General features: G+C 51.5%; 14 protein-coding genes and 1 pseudogene. 10 read left to right on the top strand and 5 right to left on the bottom strand.

The annotated features are described in order from the left end of the window. Positions 1-267: 267 nt before the first annotated feature. The 10 genes and pseudogenes from FDX11_RS11845 (at position 268) to potD (ending at position 8,002) form a co-directional block, all read left to right on the top strand. The gene (locus FDX11_RS11845) at positions 268-675 is read left to right on the top strand and encodes a helix-turn-helix domain-containing protein (RefSeq protein ID WP_047358007.1); all 408 of its coding nucleotides are present in this window, start codon (positions 268-270) and stop codon (positions 673-675) included. Positions 676-948: 273 nt separating this feature from the next. Next, positions 949-1,089, top strand: a pseudogene (locus FDX11_RS11840) (hypothetical protein); the annotation flags it as partial. A gap of 161 nt (positions 1,090-1,250) precedes the next feature. Beyond that, a complete protein-coding gene (locus tag FDX11_RS11835; protein ID WP_135107954.1) occupies positions 1,251-1,589 on the top strand; it encodes a hypothetical protein in 339 nt (112 codons plus the stop codon). A gap of 11 nt (positions 1,590-1,600) precedes the next feature. Then, positions 1,601-1,927: an Rrf2 family transcriptional regulator gene (locus tag FDX11_RS25745; RefSeq protein WP_137397964.1), complete on the top strand. Its 327-nt coding sequence runs from the start codon at positions 1,601-1,603 to the stop codon at positions 1,925-1,927. A gap of 141 nt (positions 1,928-2,068) precedes the next feature. Then, positions 2,069-4,540 carry an exonuclease gene (locus tag FDX11_RS11825; RefSeq protein WP_137397963.1) on the top strand — a complete coding sequence of 824 codons (2,472 nt, stop codon included), beginning with the start codon at positions 2,069-2,071 and terminating at the stop codon, positions 4,538-4,540. Between the two features lie 67 nt (positions 4,541-4,607). Next, positions 4,608-4,871, top strand: a complete 264-nt coding sequence (locus tag FDX11_RS11820; RefSeq protein ID WP_137397962.1) for an excisionase — start codon at positions 4,608-4,610, stop codon at positions 4,869-4,871. Beyond that, positions 4,846-5,964 (top strand): phage integrase Arm DNA-binding domain-containing protein, encoded by a 1,119-nt coding sequence (locus FDX11_RS11815; RefSeq protein ID WP_115258738.1) that lies wholly within the window; start codon positions 4,846-4,848, stop codon positions 5,962-5,964. The genes FDX11_RS11820 and FDX11_RS11815 overlap by 26 nt, the downstream gene beginning before the upstream one ends. Further along, entirely contained in the window at positions 5,943-6,152 is a 210-nt protein-coding gene (locus FDX11_RS11810; protein ID WP_137397961.1) for a hypothetical protein, read from the top strand. The genes FDX11_RS11815 and FDX11_RS11810 overlap by 22 nt, the downstream gene beginning before the upstream one ends. Continuing rightward, positions 6,149-6,928: a spermidine/putrescine ABC transporter permease PotC gene (potC, locus tag FDX11_RS11805; RefSeq protein ID WP_006684943.1), complete on the top strand. Its 780-nt coding sequence runs from the start codon at positions 6,149-6,151 to the stop codon at positions 6,926-6,928. Before FDX11_RS11810 ends, potC begins: the two co-directional genes overlap by 4 nt. Before the next feature lie 27 nt (positions 6,929-6,955). Further along, positions 6,956-8,002 carry a spermidine/putrescine ABC transporter substrate-binding protein PotD gene (gene potD / locus FDX11_RS11800; RefSeq protein WP_137365689.1) on the top strand — a complete coding sequence of 349 codons (1,047 nt, stop codon included), beginning with the start codon at positions 6,956-6,958 and terminating at the stop codon, positions 8,000-8,002. A 102-nt stretch (positions 8,003-8,104) separates the two neighbouring features. Here the strand turns inward: potD and cobB are convergent, their stop codons facing one another. From cobB to lolC, 5 genes are read right to left on the bottom strand one after another with little or no spacing between them, the layout of a single operon-like run. Further along, on the bottom strand, positions 8,105-8,926 hold the full coding sequence (cobB, locus tag FDX11_RS11795) for a Sir2 family NAD+-dependent deacetylase (protein WP_042309089.1): 822 nt from the start codon (positions 8,924-8,926) through the stop codon (positions 8,105-8,107). 15 nt (positions 8,927-8,941) lie between these two features. Beyond that, a complete protein-coding gene (gene nagK / locus FDX11_RS11790; RefSeq protein WP_061381744.1) occupies positions 8,942-9,853 on the bottom strand; it encodes an N-acetylglucosamine kinase in 912 nt (303 codons plus the stop codon). An 18-nt stretch (positions 9,854-9,871) separates the two neighbouring features. Continuing rightward, on the bottom strand, positions 9,872-11,116 hold the full coding sequence (gene lolE, locus FDX11_RS11785) for a lipoprotein-releasing ABC transporter permease subunit LolE (protein ID WP_137397960.1): 1,245 nt from the start codon (positions 11,114-11,116) through the stop codon (positions 9,872-9,874). Beyond that, positions 11,116-11,817 carry a lipoprotein-releasing ABC transporter ATP-binding protein LolD gene (lolD, locus tag FDX11_RS11780; RefSeq protein ID WP_042309095.1) on the bottom strand — a complete coding sequence of 234 codons (702 nt, stop codon included), beginning with the start codon at positions 11,815-11,817 and terminating at the stop codon, positions 11,116-11,118. The genes lolE and lolD overlap by 1 nt, the downstream gene beginning before the upstream one ends. Beyond that, positions 11,810-13,009: a lipoprotein-releasing ABC transporter permease subunit LolC gene (gene lolC, locus FDX11_RS11775; protein WP_038639847.1), complete on the bottom strand. Its 1,200-nt coding sequence runs from the start codon at positions 13,007-13,009 to the stop codon at positions 11,810-11,812. Before lolC ends, lolD begins: the two co-directional genes overlap by 8 nt. Positions 13,010-13,013 lie beyond the last annotated feature (4 nt).

The following is a 13,013-nucleotide window of genomic DNA, read 5'->3' as shown; positions in this document are numbered from 1 at the left end:
AGTGTCTAGATTATCTGTGGCGATTCAACCTTTTTCTTGAACCATCCATTAACTGTTTGAGCTCGCCGATTTAGACGGCGCCCCAGTTCTGCCTGACTGCATATGGCTAACATTTTCTTTTGTGTTGTGAGCTTCATTGATTTATCTCGAGTAGTGAACGTGAAACGAGTAAATCAAATTATTTCGATATCGTCAAATTATATCGATAGGTTGAGCTACAGATAAAATCTGTATAATCGGATGTATGTTTTTGAGCGGGCTAGGAATATGAACTTCGGAAAGCGATTACAAAAAGCCATCCATGATCTTGGAATATCTCAATCGGAACTTGCACGCAGACTGGGAGTAAAAGCCCAGTCAGTAAATGGCTGGTGTAACTCTAATATACTTCCAAGAGCTGACATTCTAGATAGGCTACAGTCCGCTACAGGCTATCCACTCTATTGGTTTTTTCTTGAAGAAACTGAAGCTGACACTATTCCTGCCATAACATCAGAAAAAAAACGTCAACCTCAGTCGGCCCAGGAACAAAAGCTATTGGAGCAATTTGAGCTTTTGCCCACTGACGATGAGAGAGAAAAGATAGTTAAGTTGATCGAACTGCGACTGCAAGAGCTTGATGATGTAGCTACTGCTTACCTAAAAAAACGAAAGATAATCCCCAGTAACGAGTAGCCCCTCCACTCCTGTACCCTTCATAAAGCACGCGAAATCAATCCGATAAACTGATCGGTGAGTTGTTCACACGCATTGATATCGATTTAATTTGACATATATCGATTCAATCGATAATACTATTCCCAACACAAAGACAGTCATCGAGGCAGGACGCCCACGAAGTAGCTGCCGGCGGCATACGAATCACCGGATGAGATGACAAGTATTAACACGCAGCAGGTTCAACGTTCCGCCAGCCTGGCGACAAGGGCAACGCAAGAGGATAAATCCATGATCGATTTCGCACGTAAACCAGTGCGGTGTCAGGCCGTACATCTAAATCGCATTGAAGTAATCATTCGACTGATTTGCTACATGCTCGCCCAGAAGGGCGACCCGTCTGCCAACCAACAGACTGCAGTTCGTTCATAACGAGTTTGACCAATGGCTGTTGCCAGCCTCATGCCCGGTGCACAGGGCATTGTGATGGTAATACCACCATCGTAACCAAACAGGAGACGAAGACCTGTTCTGGTTAAATTGGAAAAGTGTTCTTTGCCCGTCCCGTGGCGGGCTTTTTTCCGGAGGTTTTTATGTCAGCTAACGATCTGGCATTGCGCTTCAGCAGCGCACCAGCTGAGGCATTAATCGGCGTTTTGCCTGTTCTGGAAGTAAAAGAAGCATTACGTGAAGAAGTTGAAAGTGATGTGATGGATGAAGTCTGGACAGAGCACAACTTTGAAATGGAAGCGATGGGTGAACAAGTTGATGAAACAGCCAGGCTCGCTCGTAAGTTTGAATGTGCGGCTGAAGCTCTTGGAACGGCGATCAAACTTGCTCTGACTCTTCCACATAATGAGGCTATGCAGGTTCTGAATGACGCCTTAAACGATAACCCGGGATACGGTCGCGAACCGGCAAAGGATGCGTGATGGAGTTTGGAATGAAACGTGTAGTGGCTTCTGTTCAGGTCGTTGCCATCCTCCACAGGATTTACAACGGCAGTCCGGTTTCCATCGCATCTATCAGTAAAGAATCAAAGCTGTCTGTGTCTTACCTCGAGCAGATTTTCTCGAAGCTGCGCAGCAGTGAAATCGTCACCAGCCAGCGTGGCGCTGGTGGCGGGTACCACCTTAGCAAAGCAAACCCCAGCGTGGCTGACGTCGTTCGCGCCGTTACTCACACGCCTGATTCATTTGAGCCCGTGCTGAATGCTCTGGAGTGGGTCCCCGTCGCACAGCTGACGCAGGGAAAATCCCCTACCCCATAAAGCACAAAACCCGCGCAAGGCGGGTTAAGTACCCGGTCAGCCGACCAAAGCTTTCCGGAACGAGTTTTGACCAATAACCACTACCTTAGGCGGCGATCATCAGCTGCCGGGTATCTTACAATCCTATGGAGCCCGAACGCAATGTTAACGTATGCGTATCTTATTAAAGCCAAAGCGAAAGCAACTGAGGCAAAAAACCTGTTTTGCTGGTTCTCTGCGAAATCAGATTCCCGTGCAGAACGCGAAATACTCAATATTCTCGAAGACAACGATATTGCCGTCGGTCGTGGCGCCGACTATCAATTACCTGTCCGCACCAACTGGTTTGTTGTTGACGATCTTCCTGAGGAAAGCACACTTGATGACACATGGTGCGATCGTTACGAACTGGCAGAAGACCAGCAAACGTGGCAACTGAAACAGAAGCCGGATAATGAAAATCTGGAGGCTTCCAGCCAGCAAAAACCTGAAACCTCCAGTGCCAATGTACCCACCAGCGATGCACCAACGTTGCTCCGCCCCATATCTCGCCTGCGCCTGTCTCAGCGACTGATTGCGCACCTGGTCAATGACACTGAAGAGAAGGAAATCAGTGAAGCGCAGCACATCCAGATCGGACAAATGGAACTGGACGAAAATGATCTCTATGTACAAAACCTGTTACTGTCCGTTGCGAATGTGCCGTCGGTGAAAGAGCTTTCTGCTCATGTTGAGTGGAAGCTGGCAAATGCAATAAAAGAAGTCTTTGACCGTGAGCAGGTCTATACCGTTGCTACATTTGAGCAATTTATTTCCGAATGGATTGAAGAACCAGAAAAGCGGGCTCTTACCGTTCAGGAGTGGGTTAATGATAAGAAAGCACGAGTTGCGGGTGATGAACATGCCACTCCACCTGTAACGCCAGAGCTTATTACCGTTGCGACTCTGCCGCTACGCCAGCGCCTCTTAGCTCACTTTATTTCTGAAGAATATGCTTACCATATTGATACTGAGCAGAAGAAAACCATTCAGGAACTCGAGCTGGATGTGGATAACAGCTATGTGCAGAACCTGCTGCTTGCCGCCGAGAATGTAGAACCATTCAGGAAAGCGCCAGAGATCGATATCTGGAAGATCGTCAGCGCGCTGAAAACCGTTTTTCCGGTTGATGGAAAACGAGTTGATCTGGTCACCATTATTCAGTTCTTTAAGGCCTGGTTCAACACTGAACACATTGACCGTGGGCTGCTGGTTAAAGAGTGGTGTAAGGGCAATCGTGTGTCGGGAATTCAGCGCACTGACTCCGGAACCAACGCTGGCGGCGGCAATGGGACCGATCGCAACCCGGAACTTGTCCACACGCTGGACACTCTGGACATTGATATTGCGCTGGCCACACTTCCAATGGATTTCAACATCTACGATATCCCAGGTGGCGTTTTCCGTCGTGCAAAAGAGATCATTGCTAAAAATGAAAGCCCGTTCAAAGAGTGGTCCGCCGCCCTGCGCAAACGCGCTGGCATCCTGGATTATTCCCGCGCCGCTATTTTCGCGCTTATTCGTAGTGTAGAAGAAAACACTCACCATTTCCCGGAACTGCTGAGCCGTTACATCAACAAAAACCTGACTGAAACCGACCACCAGCACCCAACTGAAGAAACCCTGGCGGCAGCCGGTCACGTACCAGAAAAAAGCTGGGAAAACGAGATTAAAGAGAGGTCCACAGCTGAACAGAAGGCAATAGCCGAACAACCTGAAATCGCCAACATGGGCAACGGTGTTTTCTCCATTGATGGCCTGATGGGTAACCAGCCGGCGCCAGCGCTTTCTGTCGTAGACCAGGTACGCCAGCGCGCCGTCGAAGAAAAATTACATCAAGCCAATACCGAGGAAACCACCAGCGATGTGCAGATGGAAAAAACTGACAACAGCGAAATCAAAACCAATCCTGATGTGCCTCAGGGCGAAGCAGCAGCTTTGCCAGTTGAAAGCACTGATGCAACTGGTGAGCCTCCAGCTTCCCTGAATAATGAACCCGTTCACCATATAGATACGGATCACCTGAACGCTTTTTATACTCACCTGATGGTTGATTTGGAAACTATGGGCAGCGGTCCTGATGCACCAATAGTCTCTATCGGCGCCGTATATTTTGATCCTTCAACTGGTAACACTGGTGCCGAATTTTACCAGGTTGTCAGTCTTGAATCATCGATGTCGTTTGGCATGAAACCGGATGCGTCGACAATTCAGTGGTGGTTGAAACAATCATCTGAAGCCCGCTCTGCCATTCTTGTTGATGAGGCCCTGGGGCTGCGTGAAACCCTTGAACTCCTGGCTGACTTTATCGCTGAAAACGCTGCTAACGGTAGCCACACTGTTCAATTATGGGGTAATGGTTGCTCGTTTGATAACGTCATTCTGCGCCGCGCATACGCGTTAACAGAAACTCCCTTCTCTGTTCCGTTCTGGAATGACAGGGACGTAAGGACCATGGTCGAACTGGGTAAATCTGTCGGTATCAATCCACGCTACGACATCCCGTTTGAAGGCGACATGCACAATGCGCTTTCTGACGCCCGACATCAGGTCAAATACGTCTCTGCAATCTGGCAACGTCTGACCGCAAACTGATTATTGAATATCAACCAATGCCAGCTGTTGCGCGTATCGTAATAGCTGGCTATCGCGAGTGATGGCTATGAGTGAACAATTTCTGATACCGCTGACAGAATGGAAAGCCGGTCGCTTTGGTTTTGTAATTACCAATACCACGCTGGTGAAATACGGCAAGCTGGGCTACATAAACCCGAAGCCGGAAAAAATTTGCGGGCGCTGGTGTGTAGATCGCAATGCAGTGTATGTCGGCCCCGGCGCTGTCGGCGTGGCGCCAGAAATTCATGATAACGATGATGACGCGCTAAAGGAGATCCTCAATCATGTCGCCAAGGCCACGAAAAAATAGCATCTCCATTCCCGGGCTTTATGCCCGGTTTGATCGCCGAACCGACAAAACCTATTACCAATATAAAAACCCAGTAACCGGAAAATTTCACGGACTCGGAACCGATAAAACCAAAGCAGAAAAAATAGCGGTCATCGCCAATCAGCGACTGGCTGCGGCAGAAGCTGATTATTTCCTGAAAAAAATCGATGAAAAGCCATCATTAAATAAGGCGCGCGGGATCAGTTTAAAGGCGTGGATTGTTCGCTATGAAAAAGTGCAGCGCACACGTGTAGACAACGGTGATCTGTCAGAAACCCGACTCAAAGAAAAGATGAGGATGGCTAATCTTTTGGTTGGTCGACTTGGTAATCATCCGTTGCGTAGTCTGGAAGTCAGGGATTTTTCCCTGATACTGGAGGAATGGCTCGATAAGGGGCAGGCCAGCACAGCGCTAAACAATCGCGTGGTGTGGGTGGATATTTATCGCGAAGCACAGCATGCGGGTGAAGTTCCTCCTGGCTGGAATCCTCCGGAGGCGACGCGAAAACCGGTACCGAAAGTGACCCGGGCACGACTCAGCATCGAGGACTGGCGGGCCATATTCAATGTTACCCCTGAAGGGCATTACAACAGGAACGCCATGCTTCTCGCCCTGGTTACCGGCCAGCGAAGAGAGGATATTGTCAGAATGAAATTTTCTGATGTGTGGGACGGTCATTTGCATGTCATTCAGGGCAAAACAGGTATGCGCCTTGCGTTACCCCTGTCACTTCATTGCGATGCCGTGGGCATGACGCTCAAAGAGGTCATTGCCGGTTGTCGCAACAAGATTGTTAGCCCTTACCTGGTTCACAGCCGGTTGCAGAAAAAAGGCCAGCCAATGAGCAAAGACAACCTGTCAGATTATTTTGCGGATGCCCGGGATCTGGCGGGAATTAAGCCACCAGCCGGGAAAACGCCAACGACATTCCACGAGCAACGCTCGCTAGCCGAACGACTGTACCGCGCGCAAGGGATCGACACTAAAACGCTGCTGGGCCATAAAGTGCAGGCAACAACAGATCGCTATAACGACACTCGTGGACAGGAATGGCTAAAGCTAGTCATTTAAATGGGCATTTTTTTCCGATCACCTGGAAAATTGTTGTAAAATTCGCGGCCTTAGTGATGGCCGCTTATTTTTTGGCTGTCTGTTTTGGTGGGAAGTTTTGGAGAGATTTTGGAGAAGAGAAAAAGTTGATTATTTTCAATGCTCTGAAAGCGTCACGCCTTCTGAACAAGAAGGTAGAACTCGAATGATCGGTCGACTGCTTCGTGGCGGTTTTATGACCGCTATCTACGCGTATCTGTACATTCCAATCATTATTTTGATTGTGAACTCCTTTAACAGCTCGCGCTTTGGCATCAACTGGCAAGGTTTTACTACCAAGTGGTACGGTCTGCTGGTTAACAACGACAGCCTGCTGCAGGCGGCGCAACACTCCCTGACGATGGCAGTGCTCTCCGCAACGTTTGCCACGCTGATCGGTTCACTCACCGCGGTCGCGCTTTATCGCTACCGTTTTCGCGGGAAACCCTTTGTTAGCGGCATGCTGTTTGTGGTGATGATGTCGCCCGATATCGTAATGGCGATTTCACTGCTGGTGTTGTTTATGTTAATTGGCATTCAGCTCGGCTTCTGGTCGCTGCTGTTTTCGCATATTACCTTCTGTCTGCCTTTTGTGGTGGTGACGGTCTATTCACGTCTGAAAGGTTTTGATGTGCGAATGCTGGAAGCGGCAAAAGATTTGGGTGCCAGCGAAGTGACTATTCTGCGCAAGATCATTCTACCGCTGGCAATGCCTGCGGTAGCCGCAGGCTGGTTGCTAAGCTTTACGCTGTCGATGGATGACGTCGTCGTTTCATCCTTCGTCACCGGACCGGGTTACGAAATTTTGCCCTTAAAAATCTACTCAATGGTAAAAGTCGGCGTATCACCCGAGGTGAACGCGCTGGCGACCATTTTGTTGGTTCTGTCGCTGGTTATGGTGATCGCCAGCCAGCTTATTGCACGTGATAAAACCAAGGGCCGCTAAGGCCCTTAATTCAGGGGACGTTAAATGATGAAAAAATGGTCACGCCACCTGCTCGCGGCGGGTGCTCTGGCACTGGGCATGAGCGCCGCTCACGCGAATGACAACAACACACTCTATTTCTATAACTGGACTGAGTACGTGCCGCCAGGACTGCTGGAGCAGTTCACCAAAGAGACCGGCATTAAGGTTATCTATTCGACCTATGAGTCGAATGAAACCATGTACGCCAAGCTCAAAACCTATAAAGACGGTGCGTACGATCTGGTGGTTCCGTCTACCTATTACGTCGATAAAATGCGTAAAGAAGGCATGATCCAGAAGATCGACAAGTCGACGTTGACCAATTTCCACAACCTCGATCCGGAAATGCTCAACAAGCCATTTGACCCCAACAATGACTACTCCATTCCGTATATCTGGGGTGCGACGGCCATTGGCATAAATAGCGATGCCATCGACCCGAAAAGCGTAACCAGTTGGGCCGACCTGTGGAAACCGGAGTACAAAGGTAGTCTGTTGTTAACCGATGACGCGCGCGAAGTCTTCCAGATGGCGCTGCGCAAGCTGGGATATTCCGGCAATACAACCGATCCGAAAGAGATTGAAGCCGCCTATAACGAACTGAAGAAGCTGATGCCTAACGTCGCTGCATTTAACTCTGACAACCCGGCCAACCCGTATATGGAAGGCGAAGTCAATCTGGGGATGGTGTGGAACGGCTCCGCGTATGTTGCGCGCCAGGCGGGTACGCCGCTGGAAGTGGTGTGGCCGAAGGAAGGAGGTATTTTCTGGATGGACAGTCTGTCTATTCCGGCTAATGCGAAAAACAAAGAAGGTGCGCTGAAGCTGATTAACTTCCTGCTGCGCCCGGACGTGGCGAAAGAAGTCGCAGAAACCATCGGTTATCCAACGCCAAACCTGGCGGCACGTAAGCTGCTGAGCCCGGAAGTGGCGAACGATAAAACGCTCTACCCTGATGCTGAAACCATCAACAAAGGGGAATGGCAAAACGACGTCGGTTCCGCCAGCGCTATCTATGAAGAGTACTATCAGAAGCTGAAAGCAGGACGCTAATTCAGCATTGTAAGGAATGCCCGATGGCGCTACGCTTATCGGGCCTACATCAATGCGAACCGTAGGCCGGATAAGGCATTTGCCGCCATCCGGCAAAAAAAATCACAGTCCTTTCAATAACCTCTCAACAAACTCGGGCACCACCTGGCTTGCCGGACCGTAATGCTTCTCTTCGAACTCGCTTCCCACCTGGCTTGGCTCGAGATTTAACTCTACCGTATGCGCCCCATGCAGTCGTGCCTCATGCACAAAACCCGCGGCCGGGTAAACATGGCCTGATGTGCCAATGGCAATAAACACATCCGCCATTGCCAGCGCCATATAAATTTCATCCATTCCCAGCGGCATTTCACCAAACCACACGACGTGCGGTCGCAGCGGAGCCGGGAACTGGCAGCAATGGCATTTGTCTTCCGCAGTCACATCGCCCGTCCACTCCAGAATCTGTCCGCTTTGCGAACAGCGAACCTTGAGCAGTTCGCCGTGCATATGGATGACATTCTGGCTGCCCGCGCGTTCATGCAGGTTATCAATATTCTGCGTCACCAGTAAAAAACGGTCACCCAGCTCGGCTTCAAGTTTTGCCAGCGCGATATGCGCCGCGTTGGGCTGGATTTCTGGTTGCTGCAATTGATGACGACGGGCGTTATAAAATGACTGAACCAGTTCCGGGTTACGACTAAACCCTTCCGGGGTCGCAACGTCTTCGACCCGATGTTCTTCCCAAAGTCCATCCGTCGCACGGAAGGTTCGAATACCTGACTCGGCAGAAATCCCCGCTCCCGTCAGTACCAACACTCTTGGTTTTTCCATCAATTCAGGCACCACTCTGTCTCTGAAAAAGATTCGTTGACGCAGGCGATCGCGCAAATGGCGTTTATTTTTACGAAAGCGGCTTAACCGATGACTCCGACGCGACAGCATAACAACCTCTTTGTATTAATCGGTAAGATGTAAAAAAGCGGCCCCGCGCATTCCGCCCGCATCACCGTGCCGTGCCTGCTCAATACGCGGCACTCGGGCAACCGGCAGCAGATGGCGTGGCAATCTGTCCGCCAGTTGCGTCGTAATAGCGGAAAAATTCGACAAACCACCACCAATCACCACTAAATCAGGATCAACGATGGTCAGGATATTCCCCAAACAGACTGCCAGTAAATCCAGATAACGTTCAACATGGGCGCGCGCTTGCTCATCTCCCTGCTCCCACAGCGCGATAATTTCACGGGCATCCAGCGGTTGATGGTAGTAATGCTGATACAACCACGCAAATCCACCGCCGGAGAGATAGCTTTCAATACAGCCTAATTGACCGCATCCGCAGCGGCGCAGTGGGAAATCAAATCCCATTAGCGTCAGCGCATCGACAGGCAAACGAATATGACCAAACTCACCGGTGATATAGCTGCGTCCGGTGATGGATTTACCGTTAAGCACGAGTCCACCGCCGACACCGGTGCCGAGGATTAACCCCATAACCAGCGGATACTGAGTGAACTCGTCGTCCCAGGCTTCAGAGAGGGCAAAACAGTTGGCATCGTTGTCCAGGCGGACATCGCGGTCAAGGCGGGCGCTGAGATCGGCGCGGAGCGGTTTACCACTGGCGGCAGGCACGTTGGCCGCGTATAGCGTACCGTCTTCTGTTTCCGGCATGCCAGGGATACCGATACCCACCGAACCTTTGACGCCGAAGCGCTGGTCCGCTTCCGTTACCAGATTGCAGACCGCATTAAGGAAAGCGTCATAGCTGTCGCGAGGTGTAGGGACGCGTGTTTCCCATTGTAAACGGCGTTGGTTATCAAATACCCCCAGCGCAATTTTGGTCCCGCCGATGTCAAATCCGTAATACATCACCGCTCCTTCTTATTGTTATTGGCCGCTAAGTACTCTCGCAGGATCAATATTGCTGGCGCGACGCGCCGGATACCAACTCGCCAAAAGACTCAGCACTAATGCTGTCACCAGCACGTAGATCACATCCAGCCAGTGTAATTCCGATGGCAGGAAGTCAATGAAATAGATATCGCCAGACAGGAACTGATGGCCGATAAGCGCTTCGATTCCGTTGATGATCGGCGTCAATTGCAGCGAGACAACCACCCCGATGACCACACCTATCAGACTGCCGAACAGACCCGCCAGCAGGCCGTACCAGACAAAAATGGCACGGATCAAACCATCTTTAGCTCCCAGGGTTCTTAATACCGCAATATCACCGCTTTTGTCTTTTACCGCCATCACTAACGTGGAAACGATATTAAAACAGGCCACGCCAATCACCAGCACCATCGCCAGATACATAATGGCGCGGATCATCTGAATATCGCGATACATATAGCCGTAGGTGCCAATCCAACTCTTAATATAAACATAGTTGTTGGTCACTTCACCCGCGTCTCGCACCAGTTTATTAGCGTTAAACACGTCGTTAACTTTCAACGCGATCCCGGAAACGCTGGATCCCATATCCAGGTATTGCTGCGCGTCTTTCATGGGGATCATGGCAAAGCTGTGATCGAGCTGACCGCTCAGCTGCAAAATGCCCGTCACGTGCAAACGCACGCGTTTAGGCTGCTGTAACTTATGGTCCGCACTGGCGTTAGGGATCATAATCGACACCCAGTCGCCTTGCTTCACCTTCAGCGCATCGGCAATCCCTTTACCAATGATGATTTGCTGCTCACCGGCTTTGAAATTATCCCAGCCGTGGTTCTGCACGAACGATGGCAGCGCGCTTAAACGCTGTTCCTGTTTCGGGTCAACGCCTTTCACTTGCACCGCGCGTAGATTCGCCCCACTCTCCACCAGCCCGGTAAAGTTGATATAAGGCGCTGCGGCAGCAATACCTGGCACTTTCTGCACTTTATCGAGCGCTTCCTGCCAGTTGTTCCACGGCTGGTTGACGGCCTCAATTTCACCGTGCGGGACCACGGCCAGAATACGGTTGTTCAACTCACGTTCAAAGCCGTTCATGGCGCTTAACCCGACGATCAACACCGCCACCCCCAACGCGATGCCAACGGTAGAAATCACAGAAATCAGCGAGACCATGCCGCCGCGCCGCCGACCACGGCTAAAGCGCAGGCCAATCAATAACGATAAAGGCGACGCCATTACTCTGCTCCCATCAGGCTCAGTTCAGCCGTCAGGCGACCATCGCGCATTTCAAGCTGGCGACTCATCCGCTTCGCCAACTGCAGATCGTGCGTCACCACCAGAAATGCTGTGCCCTGAGAGCGGTTAAGTTCACCCAGAAGCTCGAAAATGCTGTCCGCATTGCGCGCATCAAGGTTACCCGTGGGTTCATCCGCCAGCACCAGACGAGGGTTGTTCACCAGCGCACGGGCAATCGCCACACGCTGACGCTCGCCGCCCGACAGTTCAGACGGCCGATGGCTGGCACGATGATCCAGCCCTACCGCTTTCAGCATATCGCGCGCGCGCGCGGTGATTTCAGCCGGTTTTTTCTTGCCGATCAGCAGCGGCATCGCCACGTTTTCCAGCGCGGTAAAATCCGGCAGCAGATGGTGGAACTGGTAAATAAAGCCCAGCTTCTGATTACGCAGTTCCGCCTTCGCCGCAGACGAGAGTTTGCTCATCGGCTGACCGCTAAAAATGACGTCGCCGGAGGTCGGCGTATCCAGCCCACCTAACAGATGCAGCAGCGTACTCTTACCGGAGCCGGAGCTGCCGACAATCGCCATCATCTCGCCTTCGCCAACGCAAAAACTGACATCGTGCAGGACATCGGTCTGCACTGTGCCTTCCTGATAGCGTTTGCACAGGTTGTCGCATTGCAACAGGATCTTATTCATAACGTAAAGCCTCAGCGGGTTGAGTGGCGGCAGCGCGCCAGGAAGGATAAAGCGTAGACAGCAGCGCGATGGCCATCGCCACCAGCGCAATGACGATAACCTGCAACGGCTCGATGGCGACCGGCAGCGCAGCGCCATCCAGAAGCACGCCGATAATGGGCATCAGGTTGTTCAGTTGACTGGCGAGCAATGCGCCCAGCCCTGCGCCCAGCAGCGCGCCGATAATTCCGGCACTGGCCCCCTGGACCATAAACACCATCATTATCTGCCGCGGCGTTAGCCCCTGCGTTTGTAGAATCGCCACTTCCCCTTGCTTCTCCATTACCATCAGACCCAGCGAGGTAATAATATTAAAAGCCGCTACCGCCACGATCAGACTTAGCAACAGCCCCATCATGTTTTTCTCCATGCGCACAGCCTGGAATAATTCCCCTTTACGCTCGCGCCAGTCCTGCCATTTGGTGCCCTGCGGCAGCGTTTGCTGGCTCAACGTGTCAACCTTTAACGGCTCGTTCAACCACAAACGCCAGCCGGTGATATTACCCACCGGGTAGCGCATCAGGCGTGACGCATCCTGAATGTTGGTCAGCATCTGGTAGCCGTCGACTTCGCTATTAGCAGCAAAGGTGCCAATCACCGTAAACAGACGCTGGCTCGGCAGACGCCCCATCGGCGTAAACTGACTGGCGGACGGCACCATCACGCGAATTTGATCGCCACGGTTAACGCCCAGCTGCCCGGCAAGCTGCTCACCGAGGATGACATTATACTTACCCGGTTGCAGATCTGTTTGCTTCACATTGACCAGATACGGCGTGAGCGGATCTTTTTGCGCCGGGTCGATCCCCAGCATTACGCCAACCGCCACGCTACGTGCACTTTGCAGCACCACATCTCCCGTAGTTATGGGTGCAACGCGGTTGACGCCGTTCAACACCACCGCTTTTTCCGGCAGTTGTTGCGGGTTTAGGGAACCCTGTTCAGACGAAAGGACGGCCTGGGGCATCAGGCCAAGGATATTGTTTTGCAGCTCGCGCTCGAAACCGTTCATCACTGACAACACTGTGACCAGCGCCATTACCCCGAGAGTAATGCCGATGGTGGAGAGCCAGGAAACGAAGCGACCGAAGCGATCTGCTGCACGCCCACGCATATAACGCAGGCCGATGAATAGAGCGACAGGTTGGTACATGAAA

Origin of the sequence: Citrobacter sp. wls714 (genome assembly GCF_005281025.1) — a bacterium.
Lineage (GTDB): Bacteria > Pseudomonadota > Gammaproteobacteria > Enterobacterales > Enterobacteriaceae > Citrobacter > Citrobacter werkmanii.
The sequence above is the reverse complement of the archived record's forward strand: the minus strand, read 5'-3'. Positions and strand labels throughout refer to the sequence as shown.

What these genes read in the sequence shown, in the direction of transcription:
- FDX11_RS11815 (WP_115258738.1), top strand. Translation starts at nt 4,846, where the DNA reads ATGTCGCCAAGGCCACGAAAAAATAGCATCTCCATTCCCGGGCTTTAT.
- lolE (WP_137397960.1), bottom strand. Translation starts at nt 11,116, where the DNA reads ATGGCGTCGCCTTTATCGTTATTGATTGGCCTGCGCTTTAGCCGTGGT.
- FDX11_RS11835 (WP_135107954.1), top strand. Translation starts at nt 1,251, where the DNA reads ATGTCAGCTAACGATCTGGCATTGCGCTTCAGCAGCGCACCAGCTGAG.
- potD (WP_137365689.1), top strand. Translation starts at nt 6,956, where the DNA reads ATGAAAAAATGGTCACGCCACCTGCTCGCGGCGGGTGCTCTGGCACTG.
- FDX11_RS11825 (WP_137397963.1), top strand. Translation starts at nt 2,069, where the DNA reads ATGTTAACGTATGCGTATCTTATTAAAGCCAAAGCGAAAGCAACTGAG.
- lolD (WP_042309095.1), bottom strand. Translation starts at nt 11,817, where the DNA reads ATGAATAAGATCCTGTTGCAATGCGACAACCTGTGCAAACGCTATCAG.
- FDX11_RS11820 (WP_137397962.1), top strand. Translation starts at nt 4,608, where the DNA reads ATGAGTGAACAATTTCTGATACCGCTGACAGAATGGAAAGCCGGTCGC.
- potC (WP_006684943.1), top strand. Translation starts at nt 6,149, where the DNA reads ATGATCGGTCGACTGCTTCGTGGCGGTTTTATGACCGCTATCTACGCG.
- nagK (WP_061381744.1), bottom strand. Translation starts at nt 9,853, where the DNA reads ATGTATTACGGATTTGACATCGGCGGGACCAAAATTGCGCTGGGGGTA.
- cobB (WP_042309089.1), bottom strand. Translation starts at nt 8,926, where the DNA reads ATGCTGTCGCGTCGGAGTCATCGGTTAAGCCGCTTTCGTAAAAATAAA.
- FDX11_RS11810 (WP_137397961.1), top strand. Translation starts at nt 5,943, where the DNA reads ATGGCTAAAGCTAGTCATTTAAATGGGCATTTTTTTCCGATCACCTGG.
- FDX11_RS11845 (WP_047358007.1), top strand. Translation starts at nt 268, where the DNA reads ATGAACTTCGGAAAGCGATTACAAAAAGCCATCCATGATCTTGGAATA.
- FDX11_RS25745 (WP_137397964.1), top strand. Translation starts at nt 1,601, where the DNA reads ATGAAACGTGTAGTGGCTTCTGTTCAGGTCGTTGCCATCCTCCACAGG.
- lolC (WP_038639847.1), bottom strand. Translation starts at nt 13,009, where the DNA reads ATGTACCAACCTGTCGCTCTATTCATCGGCCTGCGTTATATGCGTGGG.